Below are 25,967 nucleotides of genomic sequence, written 5' to 3'. Positions count from 1 at the left end.
CAGCGGGCGGCGTGGCGGGCCAGCACGGCGAGTCAGCGGGCGGCGTGGCGGGCCAGCACGGCGAGCGCCGGCGGCACCAGTTGGGCCGTGGCGTGGGCGAGCGGCTCGGGCAGCCGGTCCGGCGGGAACCAGCCGAGCGCCTCGGACTCGGCGCTCACCTGCTCGACGGCCCCGGCCGGGGCCAGCGCCGCGTACCGGACGTCGTAGTGGAACGACCCGCCCTGGCAGGCGACCTGGTGGATGTCCACATCGATGGGCTCCGGCTCGACGGTCAGGCCGGTGATGCCGGACTCCTCGGTGGCCTCGCGCAGCGCGGCGGCAACGAGCGTCCGGTCGCCGGGCTCGCAGTGCCCGCCGAGCTGCATCCACCTGCGGATCTTGCCGTGCAGGCAGAGCAGCACCCGGCCGTCCGGGTCGAGCACCAGCGCGCTGGCGGTGACATGCCCGGCGCGGTGTGTCCGGCTCATCGCCACCGGCCCGTCGGCGAGAAGCGCCAGCGTCCGGTCCCGGTTGGCGGCGGCGGCCGGGCTGGTCGCCGTCCAGCGGCTCAGCGTGGCGACGGCGTCGGCGTGCAGGCCGGCGTACGTGGTGAGGTCGGTGTCGGGCACCCGGACACTCTACGAGCGCCACCGCGGTACGCCGGCGCGGCGACCCGCCAGCGGACGAGCGAAGGCCGGGCGGCACCCCTGCGACGATGTCGCAGACCCTCGTGGTGCCGCCCGGCCACGCCCGTCAGCCGGCGACCGGGTCGACATTGCGCCCCGGCGTCGGCGGGCAAGGAAGAGTCTGCCGAACCGGTCACCTCGCCGTCGAGGTCTTTCACCTGAGGCTTAAATATGGAGATTAGTGCCGGCGGGTAAAGTGCGAGGCAAGGCGGGCACCCCCGCCGTCCGCACGGGAGCACTCCATGTTGAAGATCATTTTCTCGAGCGAGGACGTCCTGCGGACCCGGGTCGCCCCGGCCGCGGACCCGCTCTGGGAGCTGGTCCTCAGCCTGCACCTGCTCCAGGGGCGCGGCCGCGACCCGATGATGACCACGTGGCGACGCACAGTGGCCCACGGGCTGCGCACCGACAGCGGCGCCGAGCAGTACCGCCTGCTCCTCGCGCTCAACCCGCCGCGCGGCTACTTCCCCGACTTCCTCACCCCGTTCGCCAGCCGGGAGGGCTTCGAGGTCGGGCTGGACGCCGTCCGGGGCACCCCTGTCGACATGCTGCGCCGCGACCTGACCCGGCTCGCCGAGGAGACCACGCTGCCGTCCTCGGCGACCGCGCTCGCCCGGGGCGAGCCGGAGACGCTGCACCACCTCACCGACGCGATGGCGCGATACCAGTCGCTGGCCGTCACGCCGTACTGGGCCCGGGTGCAGGCAGCTGTCGAGGCGGACCGGGCCCGGCGCGCCCGCGCCATGCTCGACGGCGGCGCCGAAGGGCTGCTGGCCAGCCTGCGGCCGAACATGCGGTGGAACTCCGGCGTGCTGGAGGTGCTCGACTATCCGGACACCCGGGAACTGCACCTGGACGGGCGCGGGCTGCTGCTCGTCCCGTCGTTCTTCTGCTCGCGTACCCCGGTGGCGCTCGTCGACCCGACCCTGCCCCCGGTGCTCGTCTACCCGGTGGACCGGCTCGCCGGGCTGACACCGGCGTCCGGCGTCGGCGTGTCCCCGCAGGGCGAGGCGCTCGCGGCCCTGCTCGGCCGTACCCGGTCGCGGGTGCTCCAAGCCGCCGACGAGGGCTGCACCACCGGCGAGATGGCCCGCCGGCTGCACATCTCCGCCGCCGCGGCCAGCCAGCACACCACAGTGCTGCGCAACGCCGGGCTGCTGGTCAGCCAGCGTGAGCGCAACACCGTCCTGCACACGCTGACGCCGCTGGGCCGAGCCGTCCTCGACGCCTGAGGGCACCCACCGGGCCGCCACCCGCCACGCCGAACCCCGCCCCGGCAGGGCAGCGCGTCAGAGCGCCAGCGTGGCGCTGGCGGCGCTGCCGCCCGGGGGCGGGAGCAGGACGGACCCGATTCCCTCGGCGGCCAGCGCGGCACGCAGGCGTTGCACGTCCGCGCCGAACCGGACCAGGTCCGCCGAATCGAGCGGGGTCGGCGCCGCGCCGAGCAGCAGGCCGGTGGCCGAGGCGGGCCAGCCGGGCACGGTGGCGGCGAGTCCGGCGCGTACCTCGTCGTCGGTGACGTGGGTGAAGACGGTGCCGGGGGCGACCACGTCGGCGACCGCGGTGATCGCCCGCCGCACCGCGGCCGGGTCGGCAGGCTCGGGCCCGGTCCGGTCGGGCAGCGTCGCCGCCTCCCGCAGGCCGGCGGCACGCGCCTCGGCGGTACCGAGCGAGAACAGGTCCATCGAGGCGTCGCGGACGAGCGCCCGGGCGCCCTCGTCGTCGTCCCGGGGGGTGCCCAGGTAACCGCGGACCACGGCGACCGGCACCTGGTCGCACTTGCCCTTGATCAGCTCGCCGGCGCCGGCCAGCTCGTCGACCACCGCCATCTGGGTGACGAACAGCTCGTTGCCGTACGGGTCGACCTCGCCCCGGTGGTCGCGGATCGCCGGCATGCCGGCCACCCCGAGCGCCACGTCGGTGAGCCCGTTGCGCCACGGGCGGCCCATGGTGTCGCTGACGATCACGGCGACGTCGAGGCCGTACCGCTCGCGCAACGCGGCACGCAACGCCCGCGCGGACGCGTCCGGGTCGGCCGGCAACAGCACCAGCCGGGTCTTGTCCACGTTCGACGCGTCGATGCCGGCGGTGGCCATCACGAACCCGTGGTGGGTCTGCACGATCCGGGTGGTGCCCCGCGTCGCGACCACCCGGGCGGTCTCGCCGTCCAGGATCCGGTCCCGCGCCTCGAGGCGTTCCGGGCCGTCGGCGGGCACGTCGACCAGCCGGCCCTCCGCCTTCGACACGATCTTGCTGGTGACCACCAGCACGTCGCCGTCGCGCAGCCACGGCGCCGCGCCGGCGATCAGCGCCGCCAGGTCGTCGCCCTCGGTCACGTCGCCGATGCCCTGCACCGGCAGGATCTCCAGCCTCACATCAGCTCCAGCGCGGCGCGCACCATCGCGGCGGTCGCCGCCTCGTCGGTCATCCGCAGCGGCGCCGCGCGGACCACCACGTCCGGCACCGCCGTGCCATCGTCCTCCGGCGCGACCAGCCAGCCGTCGAGCAGCCCGCCGTCGGACCGGGCGCCGTAGAGGCCGCCCACACCGGCCGCGCTGCACTCCACGCCGAGCACGGCGAGGCAGCGGTCGGCCATGCCGCGTACCGGCGCGCCGCCGATGATCGGCGACACCCCGATCACCGGGGCCGGCCCGCCGGTCACCGCGTCGCGCAGACCGGGCACGGCGAGCACCGGGGCGATGCTGACGACCGGGTTGCTGGGCGCGATCAGCACCACGTCCGCGGCCGCGATCGCCTCCACCACGCCGGGCGCGGGCTTCGCCGCGTCGGCGCCGACGAAGACGAACCGGTCGGTGGGTACGCCGGCGCGGTACCGCACCCACCACTCCTGGAAGTGGATCGCCCGCCGGCCCTGCTCGTCGGTGACGACGGCATGGGTCTCCAGGCGGTCGTCGGTGGCCGGCAGCAGCCGTACGCCCGGCTGCCAGCGCGCCGCCAGCGCCTCGGTGACCTGGGACAGCGGATAGCCGGCGTTGAGCATCGTGGTGCGGACCAGGTGGGTGGCGATGTCCTTGTCGCCCAGGCCGAACCAGCTCGGCTCCGCGCCGTACGCGGCCAGCTCGTTCTTCACCGTCCAGGTCTCGCCCACCCGGCCCCAGCCGCGCTCCGGGTCGGCGCCGCCGCCGAGCGTGTAGAGCACGCTGTCCAGGTCTGGGCAGACCTTCAGCCCGTGCAGCAGCAGATCGTCGCCGACGTTCACCACGGCGGTCACCTCGGCGCCCACCTCGCGGGCGTAGGCCCGCACGCCGAGCAGGAAACGGGCGCCCCCGATGCCGCCGGTCAGAACCACGATGCGCATGGCGTCCATCCTTCCGCACGCGCCGCCGTCGATCGTTCGGTGGCCGGAGAGACTACGCTCACTTCGGCAACTGTCCGCTTTCGTCCCCTGGGGGAGTCCGTGACCAGCCCCGCCGAGCCCGCGTCCGGTGACGCCGCGCAGGCCAGCCAGTTGATCAAACCGTTGCGCGAACTGGCCGCGCTCGTCCTTCTCGGCGCCAACGCCGTGCTGCTCTTCGTCGGCCTGCTGCGCCTGCTGGTGCCGGTCGACGACTACAGCACGTTCAGCGGCCGGGCGGGAAGCACGTACTTCAGCTTCGTCGGCCTGGAGGCGACGGTCCTGCCGCTGCTCGCCGTCCTGATCGCCACCGTGATCCTCCCGGTCGTGCCGAAGGCCAAGCTGATCACGCAGGTGGCGCTGGTCGAGTACGCCGTGTCCGCCGTGTTCGGCGCGCTGACGTTCCTGATCTGGCTGGTCGGCCGGCTCGCCGACGGTGAGGTGCTCGACGCGTTCCTCGGTCTGCTGACCCGCGCGGCCTGGCTGGCGATCTTCGCGGTCGCCGCGTTCGTGGTGTTCAAGATCTGGCGCACGCTCTACTACGTGCCGAAGCCGAAGGCGCAGCCCGGCGTGTACGGCCAGCCCCAGCCCGGCTGGCCGCAGCAGGGTCAGCCCGGCGGCTACCCCGGTCCGGGCGGCTACCCGCAGCAGCAGCAGCCGGGCCAGGGCTACCCGCAGGCCGGCTCGCCCCCGCCCGGGTGGCCGCAGCAGCCCGGCCCGTACGGCCAGCCGCAGTCGGCGCCGCCGTTCAACACCGCGCCGCCGCACGCCCCGCAGTCCGGCCCGCCGTTCGCCGACCAGCAGTCGGCCCCGCAGCCCGGCTCGCCGTACGCCGGTCCGCAGCAGGCGCCCCAGTACGGCTCGCCGCAGTCCGCGCCGCCGTTCGGCCAGCCGCCGTCGGCCGACCCGACGCAGGCGATCCCGCGCCAGTCCGCCGAGCCGGGCGCGCCGTCGCCCGCCGCCGACGACGAGCGCACCCAGCGGTTCGACCGCGAGGACCCGAACCAGCCCCGCTGAGCCGCGCGGCGGGCGGCGGAGTGCCGCCGCCCGCCGGACGGCAGACGATCGACGGCCCGCGCCGGTCCCGCTGTGAGGCGGGCCACGCGGGCCGTCCCGTTGCCCGGACCACGAGCGGGCCCGGGCGGCCCGCCGCCCGGCAGCACATAGGCTGGGCGGATGGTTGATCGCAGCGACCCCGAACCGACCGAGGCGAGCGTCCGGCGGGCGCTGGGACGGGCCGCCACCGGCCGGGCGCTCGACGCCGACGAGGCCGGCGCGCTGCTCGCCGCGCGCGGGCAGATGCTCGACGAGCTGCTCCGGGTCGCCGGTGAGATCCGCGACGCCGGGCTGCGCGACGCCGGGCGACCGGGCGTGGTCACGTACTCGAAGAAGGTCTTCATCCCGCTTACCCGGCTCTGCCGGGACCGCTGCCACTACTGCACGTTCGCCACCGTGCCGCACCGGCTGCCCGCCGCCTACCTGGAACGCGACGAGGTGCTGGCGATCGCCCGCGAGGGCGCCGCGCAGGGCTGCAAGGAGGCGCTGTTCACGCTCGGCGACCGGCCGGAGGAGCGGTGGCCGGCGGCCCGCCGGTGGCTGGACGAGCGGGGGTACGACTCGACGCTGGACTACCTGCGCGCCTGCGCGGTGGCGGTGCTGGAGGAGACCGGCCTGCTGCCCCACCTGAACCCGGGCGTGCTGACCTGGTCGGAGTTGCAGCGGCTCAAGCCGGTCGCGCCGAGCATGGGCATGATGCTGGAGACCACCGCCACCCGGCTGTGGTCCGAGCCGGGCGGCCCGCACTTCGGCTCACCGGACAAGGAGCCCGCGGTACGCCTGCGGGTGCTCGACGACGCCGGCCGGGTCGGGGTGCCGTTCACCACCGGCATCCTGATCGGGATCGGCGAGAACCGGGCCGAGCGGGTCGACGCGATCTTCGCGATCCGCCGGGCGATGCGGGAGTACGGCCATCTCCAGGAGGTGATCGTGCAGAACTTCCGCGCCAAGCCGGACACCGCGATGCGCGGCATGCCGGACGCGGAGCTGCACGACCTGGCCGCCACCGTGGCCGTGGCCCGGGTGCTGCTCGGCCCGAAGGCCCGCATCCAGGCCCCGCCGAACCTGATCGCCGGCGAGTACGACCTGCTGCTGCGCGCCGGCATCGACGACTGGGGCGGCGTCTCCCCGGTCACGCCCGACCACGTCAACCCGGAGCGGCCCTGGCCGCACCTGGAGGAGCTGGCGGCGCGTACCGCGAGCGCCGGGTTCACGCTGCGCGAGCGGCTCACCGTCTACCCGGAGTACGTCCGCGCGGGTGGCCCGTGGCTGGACCCGCGTGTGCTGCCGCACGTCACGGCGCTCGCCGACCCGGCCACCGGGCTCGCGGTCGAGGAGGCCCGCCCGGTGGGACTGCCCTGGCAGGAGCCGGAGGAGACCTACGGCGGTCGCACCGACCTGCACGCCACCATTGACGTGACCGGCCGCACCGAGGACCGGCGCGGCGACTTCGACAGCGTCTACGGCGACTGGACCGAGGTGGCCGGCAAGGTGGCGCCGGAGGCGCGCTCGGGCGTACCCCTTGCCGGTGGCGCGGACGCCGACCTGCGCGCGGGCCTGCGGCTGGCCGCGGACGACCCGGCCGCGTTGCTGACGCCGGCGCACGAGGCGAAGGCGCTGGCGCTGTTCGGCGCGGACGGCCCGGCGCTCGACGAGCTGTGCCGACTGGCGGACGACGCGCGCCGGGACGCGGTCGGCGACGACGTGACCTACGTGGTGAACCGGAACATCAACTTCACGAACGTCTGCTACGTGGGCTGCCGGTTCTGCGCGTTCGCCCAGCGGGAGAGCGACGCCGACGCGTTCCGGCTCTCGCTGGAACAGGTCGCCGACCGGGCCGAGGAGGCGTGGACGGCCGGCGCCACCGAGGTCTGCCTCCAGGGCGGCATCGACCCGAAGATGCCGGTCACCGGCTACGCCGACATCGTCCGGGCGATCAAGGCGCGGGTGCCGGGCATGCACGTGCACGCCTTCTCCCCGATGGAGATCGTCACCGCCGCCGCGAAGGCCGGCGTGCCGGTGCGGGAGTGGCTGCTCCAGCTCCGCGAGGCCGGGCTGGACACCATCCCGGGCACCGCCGCGGAGATCCTCGACGACGACGTGCGCTGGGTGCTCACCAAGGGCAAGCTGCCGGCCGCCGCCTGGGTCGAGGTGGTGAGCACGGCGCACGAGCTGGGCATCCGGTCCAGCTCCACGATGATGTACGGCCACGTGGACCACCCGGGCCAGTGGCTCGCCCACTTCCGGGTGCTGGCCGGCGTGCAGGACCGCACCGGCGGGTTCACCGAGTTCGTGGCGCTGCCCTTCGTGCACACGAACGCGCCGATCTACCTGGCCGGCATCGCCCGCCCGGGGCCGACCTGGCGGGAGAACCGGGCGGTGCACGCGATGGCCCGGCTGCTGCTGCACGGCCGGATCGACAACATCCAGTGCTCCTGGGTGAAGCTCGGCGACGAGGGCACGGTGTCGATGCTGCGCGGCGGCTGCAACGACCTCGGCGGCACGCTGATGGAGGAGACCATCTCCCGGATGGCCGGCTCGGGCAACGGCTCGGCCCGTACCGAGGAGCAGTTGCGGGCGATCGCCACCGCCGCCGGCCGCCCGTTCCGCAAGCGGACGACCGCGTACGGTCACGCCGGCGCCTGAGGTCGAACCTTTCCCCGTCGCCCGCCGTACCTGTGGATGCCGGCGGCGGTTTCGGCGAGGACCGCCGCCGGTGACCCCCGATCCGGGGGCCCGGCGGGTGTCCGGGCGTCCCGGGCCCGTTGCGGCGCTGCGGCGCCGGTCCGGAAAGGTTGCCGATGAGCACTGACGAGACCACCGACGCGCCGAAGAAACGGCGGACCTGGCCGCGGTTGACCCGCAGGCAGACGCTCACCGCCGCGGCGAGCGCGACACTGGGCGCCGCCGCCCTCACCGTGCCGGGCCTGTCCGCCGCGCAGAACGCCCCCACGGCGAGCCGGCGCGACGAGCCGATCGTGGTCCACCTCCGCGACGCCGCCACCGGCGTGATGGACGTCTTCGTCGGCACGACAAGGGTCGAGGTCCGCGACCGCGGCCTGGCCGACCGCCTGGTGCGCGCCGCCGGCCGGCGCTGATCCCACCCTCCACCGGCGTGGGCTCCCGGCGCCGGTTCCGTCTTCCGTTCCCCCGACGAAGGTGCGTCCGCCATGTCCTCTCACCGCGAGGCCCCGGAGATCGCCAAGGATCCGGTCGCCGACAGTTCCGACCTGTACGCGTTCGTCACGCCGAGCCAGCCGGACACGGTCACGTTGATCGCCAACTACGTGCCGCTGCAACTGCCGTCCGGCGGCCCGAACTTCTTCGAGTTCGGCGACGACGTCCGGTACGAGATTCACATCGACAACGACGGCGACGGTAATCCGGACGTCACCTATCGTTTCGAATTCACCACCGAGATCACGAACCAGAACAGCTTTCTCTACAACACCGGGCCGATCGAGTCGCTGGAGAGCAAGAACTGGAACCGGCGGCAGTTCTACCGGCTGACCCGGATCGCCGACGGCCGGGCGCGCGTACTGGCGCACAAGCTGCCCTGCCCGCCCTGCAACGTCGGGCCGCTGTCCACACCGAAGTACCAGAACCTCGTACGCCAGGCGACGTTCAAGCTGTCCACCGGTGAGAAGGTCTTCGCCGGCCAGCGGGCCGACGGCTTCTTCGTCGACCTGGGCGCGGTGTTCGACCTGGGCACCCTGCGGCCGTTCCAGCAGCTGCACGTCGCCGGCAAGAAGCTGTTCCAGGCCGAGGGCGAGCCGGTGAACTCGCTGGACCGGCTGAACGTGCACAGCCTCGCCGTGCAGGTGCCGCTGAGCCAGGTACGCCGCAAGGCCGCGCGCTACGGCGTCGCGGACCGCGCCTCGACCATCGGAGTGTGGACCAGCGCGTCCCGCCAGCAGGTCCGGGTGCTCGGCGACCGGGTCGCCGCGGACACCGCCGCCGGCCCCTTCACGCAGGTGTCGCGGCTCGGTAACCCGTTGTTCAACGAGGTCATCGTGCCGATGTCCAGGAAGGACGTGTGGAACACGCTGCCGCCGTCGGAGGACAAGCGGTTCGCCGGGTTCGTCGAGCGGCCGGAGCTGGCCGCGCTGCTGCCGGCGCTCTACCCGGGCGTGTTCCCCAGTCTGGACGCGCTGAACAAGTCCAAGAAGCCGCGCGCCGACCTGGTGGCGATCCTGCTCACCGGCATCCCGGCCGGCCTGATCGACGGCTTCGCCAACACCACAGGCGACGTCCAGGCGGACATGCTGCGGCTGAACACGGCGATCCGGCCCAGCCGTACCCCGGACCGGTTCGGCGTGCTCGGCGGCGACCTGGCCGGCTTCCCGAACGGCCGCCGGGTCGCCGACGACGTGGTGACCATCGCGCTGCGCGCCATCGCCGGGCTGACCGTGCCGCTGGTGGACAAGACGTTCCGGCCCGACGCCGCCGCGGCGGCGGTCACGCCGGGGCTGAGCGCGGCCGACGTCACCGCGCCGTTCCTGGCCGACTTTCCGTTCCTCGGCACGCCGTACGACGGGTTCGGCAACCCGCAGGCGAAGAAGTCCTGACGGGAGGCGCGGATGTCACACCATCACGATCTCGGCCCCTCGCAGGTCGGCAGCGTCGTGCTCGACCTCGGCGGCAACCGGGGCGCGCTGATCATCCACACCGGCCGGGACCTGCACGGCCGGGAGATCGAGATCAGCCGGGCGGACCTCGACGGACCGCGGACCCACTCCGCGGTACGTGAGCGGCACGTCCTGGACGGGGTCTTCCACAGTGCCGTCTACCCGGACCTGGAGGCGGGTGTCTATACCGTCTGGTGGGACGAGAGCACATCGGCCGGCGCGATCTCGGTCACCGGCGGGTGCATCGCCGAATTCGTCTGGCCAACCAGCTCACCAGCCCGCATGGACTGAACCGGCGACCGCGCCGGAGACTGCGCCCCGTCCACATGGTGGACGGGGCGCAGTCGGCGTTGGACGGCTCGACGGGCGGTACCGCGGCGGGCGCGTTACCCTTTGCCCCACCAATTCTGATCTTGGTACGAGCGGCCGGCGGGGGCGTCCGGCCGGCCCGCCGACGGTGCGCCACGGCAGAAAACTTCTGGCAACTCGCCGGGGAGGGCGTTACTCGTCCGGGGTCTGAATCGATAGGGCAGGTTGCGAGGCTACGGGCGACCGCGTCGGTCGTCCCGGACGTGTCGGGAGGGCGACTCCATTATCAAGTTTGGCTTGACGGCGCGCGCATTACACGCGTGTAATTTGAATGGGGTTGTTCGCACGGAACGCAACAAATGGTGACCGTACGGACAGGCACGCCTTTCGCGTGGGGGGTTGCAGCGGCGAATGACGCCGGTGCGCGACAAGGAGGCAATCGATGGACGGCCAGCTCGAGGTGGCCGACCTGCTCGGGAACGCGCCGGAGTGGCAGGAGCGGGCGCTCTGCTCGCAGACCGACCCGGAGGCGTTCTTTCCCGAGAAGGGCGGCTCGACCCGCGAGGCGAAGCGCATCTGCTCGCGGTGCGAAGTGAAGACGGAATGCCTGGAGTACGCGCTCGGCCACGACGAGCGGTTCGGAATCTGGGGTGGCCTCTCCGAGCGGGAGCGGCGCAAGCTCAAGCGGCGGGTCGCCGCCTGACACACGTACGGGCCGACGGGCGGTGGGGGCCGCCCGGGCCCGGGTCGCTGTCCGGCCGGCGGGGGCCGGCCGGGTGGCGGCGTCAGGCCAGCTCGTCCGGGTCCACCCCGAGCAGGTTCGCCACCTGCTCGATGATCACGTCGTGGACCAGGTCGGCGAGGTCCTCGCGGTCCATCGCGCGGAACTCCAGCGGCCGCCGGTAGAGCACGATCCGCGGCGGCACCTCCTGGCGGCCGGGCCGCCCGGGCAGCAGCCGGGCGAGCGGCACCTCGCCGTCCTCCAGCACGTCCGAGTCGTAGACGTTCAGGTCCGGCGGAACGTCCTCGACCGCGAACTCCACCCCGGCCAGCTCCTTGGCGAACCGGCGTTCCAGCGTCTCCACCGTGTCGAGCACCAGGTCGTCGAAGACCTCGGCCTTCGTGCGGGCCAGCGGGACGGTGGCCGGCACCAGCCGCCCGCGCAACCCGCGACCGTGCCGGTCACGGTGGGTGCGCCGGCCGGAGCCGGGGCGGCGGTTCTGCGGGCTCGTCATGACGGACAGGGTAGCCCGGAGCGGCGGCCCGCCCGCCGTCGCGCGGCCGCCCGGCGCGCCGGTGCGCCGATCGGAGGAATTGTGATCACCATGACGGGCGTGTCGTAACGCGAAGCGGTGCGCCGGACCCGGTAATGGGGATACCCTGCCGCCGTGAGGTCACCACGGCGCTGCTCCCGTAACGGCTGCCCCCGGCAAGCGGTCGCCACATTGACCTATGTCTACAACGAGTCGACGGCGGTGGTGGGCCCGCTCGCCGCGTTCGCCGAACCGCACACGTACGACCTGTGTGAGCCGCACGCCCGCAGCCTGACCGCCCCGCGCGGCTGGGACGTGGTGCGGCACGAGGGCGAGTTCGAGCCGCCGCCGCCCACCACTGACGACCTGGTGGCGCTGGCCGAGGCGGTCCGCGAGGCCGCCCGCCCGGCCCCGCCCCGCCCGCCCGAGGACGAGCCCGGCAAGCCCCAGACCCCCCAGCAGGGCCGCCGAGGTCACCTCCGGGTCATCCCGCCCCACCACTGACCCACCCAGCGCCGGCCCCCGGCCCGGCGCTGCCGTCGGTCGATCATGAAGTTGACGGCGTTTTCGATCTCCCTGAGTGCCGCCAACTTCATGATCAACGGGGCGGAGGGCCGGGCGCGGTCAGTGGCCCAGGAAGCGGTTGAAGAGATCGGCTCGGCGGGACGGGCGGGACGTCCGGTGCTCGCTCCGATCGGCTGAGGACATCACCCGCAGGCCGGCGTTCACCGCGAGCCAGCGCAGCGGTTCCGGCTCCCAGCGCGGGGAGCGGTGGCCCACCCAGGGCAGCGCCGTGAGGTCGCTGTCCACGCCCCGGATCAGGTCGGCCAGCGTACGACCGGCGAGGTTGCTGGTGCCGACGCCGTCACCGACGTAGCCACCCGCCCAGGCGAGCCCGGTGCGGCGGTCCAGCCCCACCGACGCGGCCCAGTCCCGGGCCACGCCGAGCGGCCCGCCCCAGGCGTGCGTCACCGGCACGTCCGGCCCGAGCGCCGGGAACAGTTCGCCGAGCGTGCGGCGCAGCGCCGCGAACACCCGGGGCTCCCGGTCGAAGCCGGGCCGGACCCGGGAGGCGTAGTGGTAGGGCGCGCCCCGCCCCCCGAACGCGAGCCGGCCGTCTGCGGTGCGCTGGCCGTACACGATGACGTGCCGGTAGTCGGAGAACGTCTCCCGCTCCGCGAGCCCGATCCGCGCCCACGTCTCCTCGGGCAGCGGCGGCGTGGCCACCATCAGCGAGTAGACCGGCGCGACCGTCCGCCGCTGGCCGGGCAGCCCCGGCGTGTAGCCCTCCGTGGCGCGGACCACTACCGGGGCCCGGACCGCGCCCGCCGGGGTCACCGCCGCGCCCGGCCGCAGCGCGGTCACCGGGGTGCGCTCGTGGACGCGTACGCCCCGGCGTTCCACCGCCCGGGCCAGGCCCCGGACCAGCTTCGCCGGGTGCACGGCCGCGCAGTGCGGCGTGTACGTGCCGCCGCGTACCCCCTCGGCGTCGCACCGCGCGGCGGCCTCGGCGGCGTCGAGCAGCGTCAGGTCGTCGTCGGTGAGCCCGTGCGCGTGGGCCTGGTCGACCTCGGCGCGGGCCCGGGCGAGCTGGGCCTCGCCTCGGGCCAGCGTCACAGTGCCGCCGGCCCGCCAGGCGCAGTCGATGCCCTCGGCGGCGGCGACCCGCCCCACCTCGCCGACCGTGGCGTGCATGGCCCGTTGCAGGGCGAGCGCCCGGTCCCGGCCGTGGCGCCGGGCCAGCGCCGGCAGCGAGGTGGGGAACAGCGCGGAGCACCAGCCGCCGTTGCGCCCCGACGCGCCGTACCCGGCGATCTCCCGCTCCAGCACGACGACGCGCAGCGTGGGGTCGGCCTCGGCCAGGTAGTACGCCGTCCACAGCCCGGTGTACCCGGCGCCCACGATCGCCACGTCGGCGTCCGTGTCGCCGGGCAACCCGGGTCGCGGTGTCAGCGGCTCGTCCAGGCTGGACAGCCAGTACGACAGGTGCCGGTAGCCGGTCATCGGCTCAGAGCCGGGACCACGCCTCGGTCAGCACCGCGCGCAGGATCTGCTCGATCTCGTCGAAGTGCTGCTGGTCGGCGATCAGCGGCGGAGCGAGCTGCACCACCGGGTCGCCCCGGTCGTCGGCCCGGCAGTAGAGCCCGGCGTCGAACAGCGCGGTGGAGAGGAAGCCGCGCAGCAGCCGCTCCGACTCGGCCTCGTCGAACGTCTCCCGGGTCGTCTTGTCCTTTACGAGCTCGATGCCGTAGAAGTAGCCGTCGCCGCGGACGTCGCCGACGATCGGCAGGTCGTGCAGCTTCTCCAGGGTGGACCGGAACGCGCCCTCGTTGGCCCGGACGTGCCCGATCAGGTCCTCGCGGGCGAACACCTCCAGGTTGGCCAGCGCGACCGCGCAGGAGACCGGGTGGCCGCCGAACGTCACGCCGTGCGCGAACATGCCGGTCTCGGTGAGGAACGGCTCCATCAGCCGCTCGCTGGCGATCATCGCGCCGAGCGGGGCGTAGCCGGAGGTGATGCCCTTGGCGGTGGTGATGATGTCCGGCTGGTAGCCGTAGCGGACGGCGCCGAAGTACTCGCCGAGCCGGCCCCAGGAGCAGATCACCTCGTCGCTGACCAGCAGCACGTCGTACGCGTCGCAGATCTCGCGTACCCGCTCGAAGTAGCCGGGCGGGGGCGGGAAGCAGCCGCCGGAGTTCTGCACCGGCTCCAGGAAGACGGCGGCGACAGTCTCCGGCCCCTCCCGTTCGATCGCCCGGCCGATCTCCTCGGCGGCCCACCGGCCGAACGCCTCGGCGTCGTCGCCGTGCTCGGGGGCCCGGTAGAAGTTGGTGTTCGGCACCTTGATGCCGCCCGGGACCAGCGGTTCGAAGTCGGTCTTGATGCCGGGCAGGCCGGTGATCGACAGCGCGCCCATCGAGGTGCCGTGGTAGGCGATGTAGCGGCTGACCACCTTGTGCTTGGTGGGCTTGCCGGTGCGCTTGAAGTAGGCCCGGGCCAGCTTCCACGCGGCCTCGACGGCCTCCGAGCCACCGGTGGTGAAGAACACCCGGTTCAGGTCGCCGGGCGTGAGCGTGGCGATCTTCTCGGCCAGCTCGACGGCCTTCGGGTGGGCGTACGACCAGAGCGGGAAGTAGGCCAGCTCGCCGGCCTGCTTGGCGGCGGCCTCGGCCAGCTCGGTGCGGCCGTGGCCGGCGTTGACGACGAACAGCCCGGCCAGCCCGTCCAGGTAGCGGCGGCCCTGCGCGTCCCAGACGTACGCGCCCTCGCCCCGGACGATTGTCGGAACCTCGCCGGCGGGGTAGCTCGCCATGCGGGTGAAGTGCATCCACAGGTGGTCGGTGGCGTTGGCCATGTCAGCCCCATCGGGTCTCGGGCCGGTCAGGGGTGACACCGGCCGCTCTGCCCACGGTTATCCCACAGGCGATGCCGATAAGGCAAGTGAACAAGCCTCGCCGCGACGGATTCAGCGCCGCATTACTTTCCCGTCAACGGAATCCGCATCACGCGGTGCCCCAGCTGTAGGTCTGCTTACGCAGCTTCAGGTAGACGAACGCCTCGGTGGAGAGCACCCCGGGCACGCCGCGCAGCTTCTGCAGGATCTCCAGCAGGTGCGCGTCGTTGCGGCAGACCACCTCGGCCAGCAGGTCGAACGAGCCGGCGGTGATCACCACGTAGTCGATCTCCTCGAACTCGGCCAGCCGGTCGGCCACCGACTCCAGGTCGCCGTCGGTGCGCAGCCCGATCATGGCCTGGCGGGGGAAGCCGAGCTGGAGCGGATCGGTGACCGCCACGATCTGCATGACGCCCGCGTCGAGCAGCCGCTGCACCCGCTGGCGTACCGCGGCCTCGGAGAGGCCCACCGCCTTGCCGATGCTCGCGTACGGGCGGCGTCCGTCCTCCTGGAGCTGCTCGATGATCTGCTTGGCCACGTCGTCCAGCAGAACGTGATTGGAGCCTTCACGCACGGTGACCCGACGGCCGCCGTTGGAGTTCTCCTGGTGCCGGTTGACCATCGACGCTCCTCGTGTCCGATTCTTCGTATCGAGCGTAGTGCCCCGCGCAGTCTGGCGTATTTCGTGGCGACTGGCTATTCCTGCAACGGAATCCCTTGTGAGAGAGGTTTTCTCATGTCAGGATCAGTCGTCCATCGCCACTGACCCTCCCGCCGGCGCGCCGCCCCCTTCCCGCCGCCGACGATGCCCCCCAAGGAGTCGTCACATGCGTAGTCCCCTCCGGACCCTCACCCGGCGCGGTCTGCTCACCGGGACCGTCGGCTCGGCCGCGCTGCTCGCCACTGCGGGCACCCTGGCCGGCTGCGGGACCAAGGGCGCCCAGCAGACCGAAGCCGGCTGCAAGAGCGAGGATCTGTCCGCCACCGAGAAGAAGGTCGCCTTCTCGAACTGGCCGCAGTACATGGACACCGACGAGAAGGACGAGTCCAAGCGCCCCACGCTCGACGCGTTCGTCGCCGCCTCGGGCATCCAGGTGACGTACACCGAGGACGTCAACGACAACAACGAGTTCTTCGGCAAGGTCCGCAACCAGCTCGCCGGGTGTCAGAGCACCGGCCGGGACATCATGGTGCTCACCGACTGGATGGCCGCCCGGGTGATCCGCCTCGGCTGGGTGCAGAAGCTGGACAAGTCGAAGATGCCCAACGTCGAGGCGAACCTGCTGCAGTCGCTGCGCGGGCGCTCCTTCGACGCCGAGACCCAGCTCGCCGTCCCGTGGCAGTCCGGGCTGGCCGGGCTCGCGTACAACGCGAACGTCACCAAGGAGATCCGCACCGTCGACGAGCTGCTCACCCGCCCCGATCTCAAGGGCAAGGTGACGGTGCTGTCGGAGATGCGCGACACCATCGGCCTGCTGCTCCAGTCGCTCGGCCACGACCCGGCCAAGTTCACCGCGGCCCAGTTCGACGACGCGCTGAACAAGCTCAAGAAGGCCGTGGACAGCAAGCAGATCCGGCGCTTCACCGGCAACGACTACGCGCCCGACCTGGCCAAGGGCGACATCGCCGCGTGCATCGGCTGGTCCGGCGACGTGGTCCAGCTCGGCTTCGACGACGAGAAGATCAAGTTCGTGGTGCCCGAATCCGGCGTGATGCTCTGGTCGGACAACATGCTGGTGCCGAACAAGGCCACCCACAAGGCCAACGCCGAGGCGTTGATGAACCACTACTACGACCCGGCGGTCGCGGCGAAGCTGGCCGCGTACGTCAACTACATCTGCCCGGTGCAGGGCGCGCAGGCCGAGATGGAGAAGATCGACCCCGATCTGGCCACCAACCCGCTGATCTTCCCGGACGACGCGATGCTGTCGAAGGCCAAGGTCTTCATGGCGCTCGACGAAGCCCAGGAGAAGGAGTACGAGACCAAGTTCCAGCAGGTGATCGGCGCGTGAAGGGGCAGCAGACCCCGGCCGGCGACCTGCGACTGGTCGACCTCACCAAGCGGTTCGGCGTCTTCACCGCCGTCGACGACCTCACCCTCACCATCGGGCAGGGCTCGTTCTTCGCCCTGCTCGGCGCGTCCGGCTGCGGCAAGACCACCACACTGCGGATGATCGCCGGGCTGGAGCAGCCGACGAGCGGAAAGGTGCTGCTCGGCGAGCAGGACATCGCCGGCCTGCGGCCGTACAAGCGGCCCGTCAACACCGTGTTCCAGAGCTACGCGCTCTTCCCGCACCTGGACATCCACGAGAACGTGGCGTTCGGGCTGCGCCGCCGCGGCATCCGCAAGGTGAGCGACCAGGTCGAGCGGATGCTCGCGCTGGTCCAGCTGGAGGGTTACGGCCGCCGCCGGCCGGCCCAGCTCTCCGGCGGCCAGCAGCAGCGCGTCGCGCTCGCCCGGGCGCTCATCAACCACCCGCAGGTGCTGCTGCTCGACGAGCCGCTCGGCGCGCTCGACCTGAAGCTGCGCCGGCAGATGCAGATCGAGCTGAAGCGGATCCAGACCGAGGTCGGCATCACGTTCGTGCACGTCACCCACGACCAGGAGGAGGCCATGACGATGGCCGACACGGTCGCGGTGATGAACGCCGGCCGGATCGAGCAACTCGGCGCGCCCGCCGACATCTACGAGTACCCGGCCACCGCGTTCGTCGCGAACTTCCTCGGCCAGTCCAACCTGCTCGCCGCCGAGGCGGGCGGCCGCGCCGCCGACGACGTGCTGGTCACGGCGCACGGCGCGCGCTTCTCGGTGCCCGCCGGCCGGGCCCGGCTCACCGACGGCCCGGGCTTCCTCGGCGTACGTCCGGAGAAGCTGCACCTGGCCGAGGGCCCGGACGGGGTGCCTGCGGGGCACCAGCACATCGGTGGCGTCGTCACCGACGCCTCCTACGTCGGGGTGAGCACCCAGTACCTGGTGCGCACCGCGTGGGGCAGCGAGCTGTCCGCGTTCGCCGCGAACAGCGGGCTGGGCGGCCGGCTGGCGGTCGGTACGCCGGTGACCGCGCACTGGGATCCCCGGCACGCGTTCCTGCTGCCCCGGGCCGCCGGTGAGGACGACCAGACCGCGCCGCTACTCGACGAGCCGCCGGTGGGTGCGTCGGCATGAGCGCGCTGGCCCACGTACCGACCTCTGCCGGGAAACCGGCGCCGCCGCCGGTGCGGCGCGGGCGCAACCGGCTGCTGCCGTACCTGTTGCTGCTGCCCGGCGCGGCCTGGCTGCTCGTCTTCTTCGCGCTGCCGCTGGTGCAGCTCGCCTCGGCCAGCCTCTACGACCCGGCCGGCTCGCTCTCCACCGGGTACGCCATGACGTGGGCGTTCAGCAACTACCCGGACGCGTTGCAGGCGTACTGGCCGCAGTTCTCCCGGTCCTTCCTCTACTCGGCCATCGCGCTGGTGCTCGCGCTGCTGATGGGCTACCCGCTGGCGTACGCGATCGCGCAGAAGGCCGGCCGGTGGAAGAACCTGCTGCTGGTCGCGGTGGTCGCGCCGATGTTCACCAGCTTCCTGGTGCGCACGCTGGCCTGGAAGACCATCCTGTCGGACAACGGCGCGCTGGTCGGGCTGCTGCGCGACGTGCACCTGCTCGGACCGGACGGCCGGCTGCTGGCCACCCCGATCGCCGTGGTGCTCGGCCTGACGTACAACTTCCTGCCGTTCCTGGTGCTGCCGCTGTACGCGAGCCTGGAGCGGCTAGATCCCCGGCTGCTGGAGGCGGCGAGCGACCTGTACGCGAGCCCGGTGCGTGCGTTCGCCAAGGTCACGCTGCCGCTGTCGATGCCCGGCCTGATCGCCGGCACGCTGCTGTTCTTCATCCCGGCCACCGGTGACTACATCAACGCCGAACTGCTCGGTACTCCGAACGAGTACATGATCGGCAACGTCATCGACTCGGCGTTCCTGGTCCGGCTGGACTACCCGCAGGGCGCGGCGCTGTCGTTCCTGCTGATGGCCGCGATCCTGGCGATCGTCTTCGTCTACCTGCGCCGCGCAGGAACGGAGGAGGTCCTGTGAGCGGACTGAAGCGCTGGCTCGCCGACCGGTGGGTGATGGGCGTGGCGCTGCTCGTCCTCGGTTACCTGACGCTGCCGATCATGGTGGTCGCCGGGCTCTCCTTCAACCGGCCCTCCAGCCGGCTCTCCTACGACTTCAACGAGTTCACGCTCGACAACTGGAAGCAGCCCTGCGCCACCTCGGACATGTGCGACGCGGTGGTACGCAGCATGCAGATCGGCCTGATCGCCACTGTCGCCTCCACGATCCTCGGCACGCTGATGGCGTTCGCGCTGGTCCGGCACAGCTTCCGCGGCCGGGCCGGGCTCAACGGGCTGATCTTCCTGCCGATGGCCACCCCGGAACTGGTGATGGGCACCTCGCTGCTCGCCCTCTTCGTCGCCGCCGGGGTGCCGCAGGGCTTCTGGACCATCGTCATCGCGCACGTCATGTTCTGCATGTCGTTCGTCGTGGTCACCGTGAAGGCCCGGCTCTCCGGCATGGACCGGCGGCTGGAGGAAGCAGCCATGGACCTGTACGCCAGTGAATGGCAGACGTTCCGCAGGATCACGCTGCCGCTCGTGCTCCCCGGCATCGTGGCCGCCGCGCTGCTGGCGTTCTCGCTCAGCTTCGACGACTTCATCATCACGAACTTCAACGCCGGCACCACAGTCACGTTCCCGATGTACGTCTGGGGCGCCTCGCAGCGGGGCATCCCGCCGCAGGTGAACGTGATCGGCACCGCCATGTTCGTGATCGCGTTGCTGCTGGTCGGGGCCACCTCGCTGCGCGGTCGGCGGGCACGACGGGCCGCCCTCGCGGTGGTCGCCACACCGGCGGGCAAGCCATGACACTCCCGCATACCGGCCGGGCGCTGGCCGACGCCGCGCCCGTGTCGTACTGGCTGGACCGCCCGGTTCGGCCCGACCCGCTGCCGCCGCTGACCCGGTCGCACGCCGCCGACCTGCTCGTGGTCGGCGGCGGGTACGCCGGGCTGTGGACCGCGCTGCTCGCAAAGGAGGCCGACCCGGACCGCGACGTGCTGCTCGTCGACGCGGGCACGTGCGGCTGGGCGGCGTCCGGGCGCAACGGCGGGTTCTGCGCCGCGTCGCTGACCCACGGGCTCGCCAACGGCGTCGAGCGGTTCCCCGGCGAGATCGACGAGCTGGAACGGCTGGGCCGGGAGAACCTGGACGCCATCGCCGCGACTGTGGCGAAGTACGACATCGACTGCGACTTCGAACGCACCGGCGAGCTGGCTGTCGCTGTCGAGCCGTACCAGCTCGACGGGCTCGCCGCCGACGCCGAGCTGGCCCGCCGGTACGGCCATGACGTGCGACTCCTCGACCGCGACGAGGTACGCGCCGAAGTGGCGTCGCCGACGTACCTGGGCGGCATGTGGGACCGCGACCGGGTGGCCCTGCTCGACCCCGCGAAGCTCGCCTGGGGGCTGCGCCGGGCCGCGCTCGACCTGGGCGTACGCGTGCACGAGCACACCCGCGTCACCGGCCTGGCCCGCGACGGCGCCGCGCTGCTCGCCACCACCGCGGGCGGCGCGGACGCGGCACCCGGCGAGGTCCGGGCAAGGCAGGTCGTGCTCGCCACCAACGCGTTCCCGCCGCTGCTGCGCCGGCTGCGCTCCTGGGTCGTCCCGGTGTACGACTACGCGCTGATGACCGAGCCGCTGACCGCCGCGCAGCGCGACGCGATCGGCTGGCGGCACCGGCAGGGGCTCGCCGACACCGGCAACCAGTTCCACTACTACCGGCTCACCGCCGACAACCGGATCCTGTTCGGCGGCTACGACGCGATCTACCACTACGGCAACCGGGTGGCGCCCGCGCTGGAGCAGCGCGAGGCCACCTTCACCACGCTCGCCTCGCACTTCTTCGCCACGTTCCCGCAACTGGACGGGCTGCGGTTCAGCCACCGCTGGGGCGGCGTCATCGACACCTGCACCCGGTTCTGCGCGTTCTTCGGCACCGCCTACTCCGGGCGCCTGGCGTACGCGGCCGGGTTCACCGGGCTCGGCGTCGGCGCGACCCGGTTCGGCGCCCGCGTGACGCTCGACCTGCTCTCCGGCACGGAGACCCCGCTGACCCGGCTCGACCTGGTACGCAGCAAGCCGCTGCCGTTCCCGCCGGAACCGGCCCGGTCCGTGGGCATCAACCTCACCCGCTGGTCGCTCGCCCGCGCCGACGCGCGCGACGGACGGCGCAACCTCTGGCTCCGTACTCTCGACCGTCTTGGACTGGGGTTCGACTCCTGATGCGTATCCTCCTCGTCGGCGCCGGTGGCGTCGGCTCCGCCGCCGTATCCATCGCCGCCCGCCGTTCCTTCTTCGAGCTCATCGTCGTCGCCGACCACGACCCGGCGCGCGCGGCGCGGGCCGTCGCCGGGCACGGCGACCGGTTCGTCGCCGCCACAGTGGACGCCTCCTCCGCCGACGCGGTGGCCGCGCTGTGCCGGGAACACCGCATCACGCACGTGCTCAACGCGGTCGACCCACGCTTCGTCATGCCGATCTTCGACGGCGCGTTCGCCGCCGGGGCCGACTACCTCGACATGGCCATGTCGCTGTCCCGGCCGCACCCCGAGCGTCCCTACGCGCAGACCGGGGTCAAGCTCGGCGACGAGCAGTTCGCCGTCGCGCAGCGGTGGGCCGCCGCCGGGCGGCTCGCGCTCTGCGGCATCGGCGTCGAACCGGGCCTGTCCGACGTCTTCGCCCGCTACGCCGCCGACGAACTCTTCGCCGAGATCGACGAGATCGGGGTACGCGACGGCGCGAACCTCACAGTCGCCGGGTACGAGTTCGCGCCCTCGTTCTCCATCTGGACCACCATCGAGGAGTGCCTCAACCCGCCGGTGATCTGGGAGGCCGGGCGCGGCTGGTTCACCACCGAACCGTTCAGCGAGCCGGAGGTGTTCGACTTCCCGGCCGGGATCGGCCCGGTCGAGTGCGTCAACGTCGAGCACGAAGAGGTGCTGCTCATCCCGCGCTGGGTCGAGGCGAAGCGGGTCACCTTCAAGTACGGCCTTGGCGCCGAGTTCATCGAGGTCCTGCGCACGCTGCACAAGCTCGGCCTCGACTCGACCGAGCCGGTGCGGGTACGCGGAGTCGAGGTGTCGCCGCGCGACCTGGTGGCCGCCGCGCTGCCGGACCCGGCCACGCTCGGCGACCGGATGAGCGGCAAGACCTGCGCCGGCACGTACGTCACCGGCACCGGCACGGACGGGCGGCCGCGCCGCGTCTACCTGTACCACGTGGTCGACAACGAATGGTCGATGAGCGAGTACGGCCACCAGGCGGTGGTCTGGCAGACCGCCGTGAACCCGGTCGTCGCGCTGGAACTGCTCGCCACCGGCGCGTGGGCCGGCGCTGGCGTGCTCGGCCCGGAGGCGTTCCCGCCTGTCCCCTTCCTGGACCTGCTCACCGGCTACGGTTCGCCGTGGGGGATGGAGGAACGATGACCCGGTACGGCCCGATGTACGGCCCCGACATCACGTTCCTCGGCGTGCCGCCGTGCACCGTCGAGGAGCCGGTCACGTACGCCGACGCGGACGTCGTGATCATCGGCGCGCCCTTCGACGGCGGCACCTCGCACCGGCCCGGCACCCGGTTCGGGCCCTCCGCCATCCGGCAGGCCTGCTACCTGCCGCACGACGGCTCCCGCCCGTCGCTGGCGCTGCGCGTGGACGGGCTGAAGGACCTGTGCGTCTACGACGCCGGCGACGTGGAGATGTTCAGCGGCGATATCGAGCGCTCGCTCGCCGCGCTGGAGACCGCCGTGCACGCGGTCGCCGCCGCCGGGGCGATCCCGGTGGTCCTCGGCGGCGACCACTCCATCGCGCTGCCCGACGCCACCGGCGTGGCCCGGCACCACGGGCTCGGCCGGGTGTCGCTGGTGCACTTCGACGCGCACGCAGACACCGGCGACGTCGAGTTCGGCTCACTGCACGGGCACGGCCAGCCGATGCGGCGGCTCATCGAATCCGGCGCGGTACGCGGCGACCGCTTCCTCCAGATCGGGCTGCGCGGCTACTGGCCCGGCCCGGACACGCTGGCGTGGATGGCCGAGCAGCGGATGCGCTCGTACGAGATGACCGAGATCGTGGCGCGGGGCCTGGACACCTGCCTGACCGAGGCGTTCGGCATCGCGACCGACGAGTGCGAGGGCGTCTTCCTCTCCGTCGACGTGGACGTGGTCGACCCCGGCATGGCGCCCGGCACCGGCACGCCCGAGCCGGGCGGATTCACCTCCCGGCAGCTGCTCGACGCGGTCCGCCGGGTCTGTTACGAGCTGCCGGTGGTCGGGCTGGACGTGGTCGAGGTCGCGCCCCCGTACGACCACGCCGACATCACCGCGTACCTGGGCAACCGGGTGGTGCTGGAGGCGCTGTCCGCGATAGCCCGCCGCCGCCGAGACGCCGCCGGTGGAACCCCCTGGAACCCCAGCCAGCCGCTGTTGGACGACCGCTGACTCGTCGACCGACGGGTTTAGCCCGGGCTATAGTTCAGCAGGTGACGGAGTTCTATCACTGGGACGAGGTCCGCGCCGAACTCGGCGGCGACGACGAGGCGTACGAGGCGGAGCGCGCCCGGACCGACGCATGGGTGAGCGCGTTCCACCTGGCCGAGGAGCGCAAGCGGCTGGGGCTCACCCAGCGGCAGGTCGCCGAGATCATGGGAGTCACGCCCGGTCGGGTCAGCCAGATCGAGAACGGCGACCTCGACGTCAACGAAGTGGCCACGCTCAGCCGGTACGCCAACGCCCTCGGCGCCCGGCTGCGGATCATCTTCGACTACGGCGACGACCTCCGGCAGATCGCCTGACCGGAGGCCGTCGACGCGGTCAGGGGTGGGCGCAGCGGGAGCGCAGGCGCACGGGCTCGGTGGTTTCGGTGAGGGAGTTGGGCTCGATCACCAGGCGGGCGATCGTGGTGGCCGGGCCGGGGCGGAATCTGCCCTGGTCGGCGGGGATCGTCGCGGTCCAGGTGCCGGCGGTGCGCTCGTCGGTGCACGCGCCGATCACGCCGAACCCGAAGCCGGTGACCGAGCCGCGCCGCTGGTCGAGGTGCACCTCGATGTACGCGAGGCCGCGCTCGGCCCCGCAGTCGAACCGGCCGCCGACGGTGGCGGTGTGCGCCCGCACGTCGGCCGTGCCGAACCAGTTGACGGAGATGCTGGGGGCGGCTGCCGGGGCGGCGACGGCGGCGCCCGGCGCGAGCCCGAGCGTGGCGGCGGTGGCCAGGGCGGTGAGGCCGGCGGCGAGCACTGGCTGTCGGAGCGGGTGCATGGGCGGGCTCCTGTCGGCGGTGGTGGGACGCGTACTCCGAAGTGGACGGCGTCAGCATCCCACCGCCGCGAGGCCCGCGTGCTGCAAGATCTCGGACAGATCAGCGGTTCAGGTGGGACCGGATGAGGAAGCGGACGCCCTCCGGGGCCTCCAGGGAGAAGCCGCTACCCCGGCCGGGCACCACGTCGACGGTGAGCCGGGTGTGCTGCCACAACTCCCACTGGGCCTTGGACATCCAGAACTCCACCGGCTCGGGCACGCCGTCGACCGCCAGCGAGGCGAGCAGCACGTCCGAGCCGCCGGTACGGAACTCACCGGCCGGGTAGCACATCGGGGCGCTGCCGTCGCAGCAGCCGCCGGACTGGTGGAACATGAGTGGGCCGTGCTGCCCCCGCAGCGACCGGATCAGGTCGGCCGCCGCGGGGGTCAGGGTCACCGGGTCGCCCATCAGAAGAAGCCGAGCTTCTTCGGCGAGTAGCTGACCAGCAGGTTCTTGGTCTGCTGGTAGTGCTCCAGCATCATCTTGTGGTTCTCCCGGCCGATGCCGGACTGCTTGTAGCCGCCGAACGCCGCGTGCGCCGGGTAGGCGTGGTAACAGTTCGTCCAGACCCGGCCGGCCTGGATCGCCCGCCCGGCGCGGTACGCGGTGTTGAGGTCCCGGGTCCACACGCCCGCGCCGAGTCCGTACAGCGTGTCGTTGGCGATCTTCACCGCGTCGTCCAGGTCGGCGAAGGACGTCACCGACACCACCGGCCCGAAGATCTCCTCCTGGAAGATCCGCATCGAGTTGTCGCCCTCGAAGATGGTCGGCTGGACGTAGTAGCCGCCGGACAGCTCGCCGCCCAGGTCGGCCCGCTCGCCGCCGGTGAGGACCTTCGCGCCCTCCTGCCGCCCGATGTCCAGGTAGGACAGGATCTTTTCCAGCTGGTCGTTCGACGCCTGCGCGCCGACCATCGTGTCGGTGTCCAGCGGGTGCCCCTGCTTGATCTGCCCGGTCCGGTCCACGGCGGCGGCCAGAAAGTCGGAGTAGTGGCCCTGCTGGATGAGCGCCCGCGAGGGGCAGGTGCACACCTCGCCCTGGTTGAGCGCGAACATGGTGAAGCCTTCGAGCGCCTTGTCCAGGAAGTCGTCGGAGGCGGCGCTGACGTCGTCGAAGAAGAGGTTCGGGCTCTTGCCGCCCAGCTCCAGCGTGACCGGCCTGATGTTCTCGCTGGCGTACTGCATGATCAGTCGCCCGGTGGTGGTCTCGCCGGTGAACGCCACCTTCGCCACCCGGGGCGAGGACGCGAGCGGCTTGCCCGCCTCGACGCCGAAGCCGTTCACCACGTTCACCACGCCCGGCGGCAGCAGGTCGCCGATCAGCGAGAGCAGGTAGTGGATCGAGGCGGGCGTCTGCTCGGCCGGCTTGAGCACCACCGCGTTGCCGGCGGCGAGCGCCGGGGCGAGCTTCCACACCGCCATGAGGATCGGGAAGTTCCACGGGATGATCTGCCCGACCACGCCCAGCGGCTCGTGGAAGTGGTAGGCCACCGTGTCGTCGTCGAGTTCGCCGAGCGAGCCCTCCTGCGCCCGGATCGCCCCGGCGAAGTAGCGGAAGTGGTCGATGGCGAGCGGGATGTCGGCGGCGAGCGTCTCGCGTACCGGCTTGCCGTTCTCCCACGTCTCGGCGATCGCCAGGGACTCCAGGTTGTCCTGCATGCGGTCGGCGATGCGGTTGAGGATCAGCGAGCGTTCGGCCACCGACGTGCGGCCCCACGCGTCGGCCGCGCCGTGCGCCGCGTCGAGCGCCTTCTCCACGTCCTCGGCGGTGCCCCGGGCCACCTCGCAGAAGGTCTGCCCGGTCACCGGGGTCGGGTTCTCGAAGTACTTCCCACCGTGCGGCTTCACGTACTCGCCGCCGATGTAGTGGTCGTAGCGGGACTGCCAGTGGGTGGGGGCGTCGTAGCGCGTCATGGGTACC

At 72.5% G+C, this 25,967-nt stretch carries 26 protein-coding genes; 16 read left to right on the top strand and 10 right to left on the bottom strand.

Going from position 1 to position 25,967, the window contains the following annotated elements; all coding sequences use genetic code 11:
• Positions 1-32: 32 nt before the first annotated feature.
• Complete coding sequence (locus ACSDG8_RS12575) at positions 33-608, bottom strand: NUDIX hydrolase (protein ID WP_210896616.1); 576 nt, start codon at positions 606-608, stop codon at positions 33-35.
• 299 nt (positions 609-907) lie between these two features.
• Here ACSDG8_RS12575 and ACSDG8_RS12570 point away from each other — a divergent pair, with 299 nt between their 5' ends.
• Positions 908-1,897, top strand: coding sequence for an ArsR/SmtB family transcription factor (locus ACSDG8_RS12570; RefSeq protein ID WP_210896614.1), 990 nt, complete (start codon positions 908-910; stop codon positions 1,895-1,897).
• 57 nt (positions 1,898-1,954) lie between these two features.
• Here the strand turns inward: ACSDG8_RS12570 and ACSDG8_RS12565 are convergent, their stop codons facing one another.
• Together ACSDG8_RS12565 and cofD are read right to left on the bottom strand one after the other, a co-directional pair.
• Complete coding sequence (locus tag ACSDG8_RS12565) at positions 1,955-3,040, bottom strand: coenzyme F420-0:L-glutamate ligase (RefSeq protein WP_210896611.1); 1,086 nt, start codon at positions 3,038-3,040, stop codon at positions 1,955-1,957.
• On the bottom strand, positions 3,037-3,984 hold the full coding sequence (gene cofD / locus ACSDG8_RS12560) for a 2-phospho-L-lactate transferase (protein ID WP_210942758.1): 948 nt from the start codon (positions 3,982-3,984) through the stop codon (positions 3,037-3,039). The genes ACSDG8_RS12565 and cofD overlap by 4 nt, the downstream gene beginning before the upstream one ends.
• Before the next feature lie 99 nt (positions 3,985-4,083).
• Here cofD and ACSDG8_RS12555 point away from each other — a divergent pair, with 99 nt between their 5' ends.
• The 6 genes from ACSDG8_RS12555 to ACSDG8_RS12530 all read left to right on the top strand — a co-directional run bounded on the left by ACSDG8_RS12555 (position 4,084) and on the right by ACSDG8_RS12530 (position 10,716).
• On the top strand, positions 4,084-5,037 hold the full coding sequence (locus ACSDG8_RS12555; RefSeq protein ID WP_210896608.1) for a hypothetical protein: 954 nt from the start codon (positions 4,084-4,086) through the stop codon (positions 5,035-5,037).
• A gap of 159 nt (positions 5,038-5,196) precedes the next feature.
• A complete protein-coding gene (locus ACSDG8_RS12550; RefSeq protein WP_210942759.1) occupies positions 5,197-7,722 on the top strand; it encodes a bifunctional FO biosynthesis protein CofGH in 2,526 nt (841 codons plus the stop codon).
• A gap of 155 nt (positions 7,723-7,877) precedes the next feature.
• Positions 7,878-8,174, top strand: a complete 297-nt coding sequence (locus tag ACSDG8_RS12545) for a hypothetical protein (RefSeq protein WP_210896604.1) — start codon at positions 7,878-7,880, stop codon at positions 8,172-8,174.
• A gap of 72 nt (positions 8,175-8,246) precedes the next feature.
• Entirely contained in the window at positions 8,247-9,644 is a 1,398-nt protein-coding gene (locus ACSDG8_RS12540; protein ID WP_210896602.1) for a DUF4331 domain-containing protein, read from the top strand.
• Positions 9,645-9,656: 12 nt separating this feature from the next.
• Entirely contained in the window at positions 9,657-9,995 is a 339-nt protein-coding gene (locus tag ACSDG8_RS12535; RefSeq protein WP_210896600.1) for a phospholipase, read from the top strand.
• 460 nt (positions 9,996-10,455) lie between these two features.
• Positions 10,456-10,716: a WhiB family transcriptional regulator gene (locus ACSDG8_RS12530; protein ID WP_013284161.1), complete on the top strand. Its 261-nt coding sequence runs from the start codon at positions 10,456-10,458 to the stop codon at positions 10,714-10,716.
• Between the two features lie 82 nt (positions 10,717-10,798).
• Here the strand turns inward: ACSDG8_RS12530 and ACSDG8_RS12525 are convergent, their stop codons facing one another.
• Entirely contained in the window at positions 10,799-11,248 is a 450-nt protein-coding gene (locus tag ACSDG8_RS12525) for a metallopeptidase family protein (protein WP_018787548.1), read from the bottom strand.
• 153 nt (positions 11,249-11,401) lie between these two features.
• On the opposite strand from ACSDG8_RS12525, the gene ACSDG8_RS12520 reads away from it, so the two are divergent.
• Positions 11,402-11,770, top strand: coding sequence for a DUF3499 domain-containing protein (locus tag ACSDG8_RS12520; protein WP_210896599.1), 369 nt, complete (start codon positions 11,402-11,404; stop codon positions 11,768-11,770).
• A 120-nt stretch (positions 11,771-11,890) separates the two neighbouring features.
• Here ACSDG8_RS12520 and ACSDG8_RS12515 read toward each other — a convergent pair whose 3' ends face one another.
• The 3 genes from ACSDG8_RS12515 to ACSDG8_RS12505 form a co-directional block, all read right to left on the bottom strand.
• Positions 11,891-13,270 (bottom strand): NAD(P)/FAD-dependent oxidoreductase, encoded by a 1,380-nt coding sequence (locus ACSDG8_RS12515; protein WP_439427897.1) that lies wholly within the window; start codon positions 13,268-13,270, stop codon positions 11,891-11,893.
• A 4-nt stretch (positions 13,271-13,274) separates the two neighbouring features.
• The gene (locus ACSDG8_RS12510; protein ID WP_128137035.1) at positions 13,275-14,621 is read right to left on the bottom strand and encodes an aspartate aminotransferase family protein; all 1,347 of its coding nucleotides are present in this window, start codon (positions 14,619-14,621) and stop codon (positions 13,275-13,277) included.
• A 148-nt stretch (positions 14,622-14,769) separates the two neighbouring features.
• Positions 14,770-15,282 carry an Lrp/AsnC family transcriptional regulator gene (locus tag ACSDG8_RS12505; protein WP_210896593.1) on the bottom strand — a complete coding sequence of 171 codons (513 nt, stop codon included), beginning with the start codon at positions 15,280-15,282 and terminating at the stop codon, positions 14,770-14,772.
• 205 nt (positions 15,283-15,487) lie between these two features.
• Here ACSDG8_RS12505 and ACSDG8_RS12500 point away from each other — a divergent pair, with 205 nt between their 5' ends.
• From ACSDG8_RS12500 to ACSDG8_RS12465, 8 genes are read left to right on the top strand one after another with little or no spacing between them, the layout of a single operon-like run.
• Positions 15,488-16,672 carry a polyamine ABC transporter substrate-binding protein gene (locus tag ACSDG8_RS12500; protein ID WP_210896591.1) on the top strand — a complete coding sequence of 395 codons (1,185 nt, stop codon included), beginning with the start codon at positions 15,488-15,490 and terminating at the stop codon, positions 16,670-16,672.
• Complete coding sequence (locus tag ACSDG8_RS12495) at positions 16,669-17,826, top strand: ABC transporter ATP-binding protein (RefSeq protein WP_210896589.1); 1,158 nt, start codon at positions 16,669-16,671, stop codon at positions 17,824-17,826. The genes ACSDG8_RS12500 and ACSDG8_RS12495 overlap by 4 nt, the downstream gene beginning before the upstream one ends.
• Positions 17,823-18,731 carry an ABC transporter permease gene (locus ACSDG8_RS12490; protein ID WP_210896587.1) on the top strand — a complete coding sequence of 303 codons (909 nt, stop codon included), beginning with the start codon at positions 17,823-17,825 and terminating at the stop codon, positions 18,729-18,731. Before ACSDG8_RS12495 ends, ACSDG8_RS12490 begins: the two co-directional genes overlap by 4 nt.
• The gene (locus ACSDG8_RS12485) at positions 18,728-19,561 is read left to right on the top strand and encodes an ABC transporter permease (RefSeq protein ID WP_307856177.1); all 834 of its coding nucleotides are present in this window, start codon (positions 18,728-18,730) and stop codon (positions 19,559-19,561) included. The genes ACSDG8_RS12490 and ACSDG8_RS12485 overlap by 4 nt, the downstream gene beginning before the upstream one ends.
• Positions 19,558-20,979 carry an NAD(P)/FAD-dependent oxidoreductase gene (locus tag ACSDG8_RS12480; RefSeq protein WP_439427896.1) on the top strand — a complete coding sequence of 474 codons (1,422 nt, stop codon included), beginning with the start codon at positions 19,558-19,560 and terminating at the stop codon, positions 20,977-20,979. The genes ACSDG8_RS12485 and ACSDG8_RS12480 overlap by 4 nt, the downstream gene beginning before the upstream one ends.
• Positions 20,979-22,181 (top strand): saccharopine dehydrogenase C-terminal domain-containing protein, encoded by a 1,203-nt coding sequence (locus ACSDG8_RS12475; protein ID WP_439427895.1) that lies wholly within the window; start codon positions 20,979-20,981, stop codon positions 22,179-22,181. Before ACSDG8_RS12480 ends, ACSDG8_RS12475 begins: the two co-directional genes overlap by 1 nt.
• Positions 22,178-23,191, top strand: a complete 1,014-nt coding sequence (gene speB / locus ACSDG8_RS12470; RefSeq protein ID WP_439427894.1) for an agmatinase — start codon at positions 22,178-22,180, stop codon at positions 23,189-23,191. The genes ACSDG8_RS12475 and speB overlap by 4 nt, the downstream gene beginning before the upstream one ends.
• Positions 23,192-23,232: 41 nt before the next feature.
• Entirely contained in the window at positions 23,233-23,544 is a 312-nt protein-coding gene (locus ACSDG8_RS12465) for a helix-turn-helix domain-containing protein (protein WP_013284175.1), read from the top strand.
• A 19-nt stretch (positions 23,545-23,563) separates the two neighbouring features.
• On the opposite strand, the gene ACSDG8_RS12460 is transcribed toward ACSDG8_RS12465, so the two are convergent.
• The 3 genes from ACSDG8_RS12460 to adh form a co-directional block, all read right to left on the bottom strand.
• The gene (locus tag ACSDG8_RS12460; RefSeq protein WP_439427893.1) at positions 23,564-24,007 is read right to left on the bottom strand and encodes a hypothetical protein; all 444 of its coding nucleotides are present in this window, start codon (positions 24,005-24,007) and stop codon (positions 23,564-23,566) included.
• 100 nt (positions 24,008-24,107) lie between these two features.
• Positions 24,108-24,455 carry a DUF779 domain-containing protein gene (locus ACSDG8_RS12455; protein WP_184682286.1) on the bottom strand — a complete coding sequence of 116 codons (348 nt, stop codon included), beginning with the start codon at positions 24,453-24,455 and terminating at the stop codon, positions 24,108-24,110.
• Positions 24,455-25,960 (bottom strand): aldehyde dehydrogenase, encoded by a 1,506-nt coding sequence (gene adh, locus ACSDG8_RS12450; protein WP_210896575.1) that lies wholly within the window; start codon positions 25,958-25,960, stop codon positions 24,455-24,457. Before adh ends, ACSDG8_RS12455 begins: the two co-directional genes overlap by 1 nt.
• Between the last annotated feature and the right edge of the window lie 7 nt (positions 25,961-25,967).

Source organism: Micromonospora sp. LA-10, assembly GCF_051853095.1.
GTDB lineage: Bacteria > Actinomycetota > Actinomycetes > Mycobacteriales > Micromonosporaceae > Micromonospora > Micromonospora echinospora_A.
This window is presented reverse-complemented; position numbering and strand designations above follow the sequence as displayed.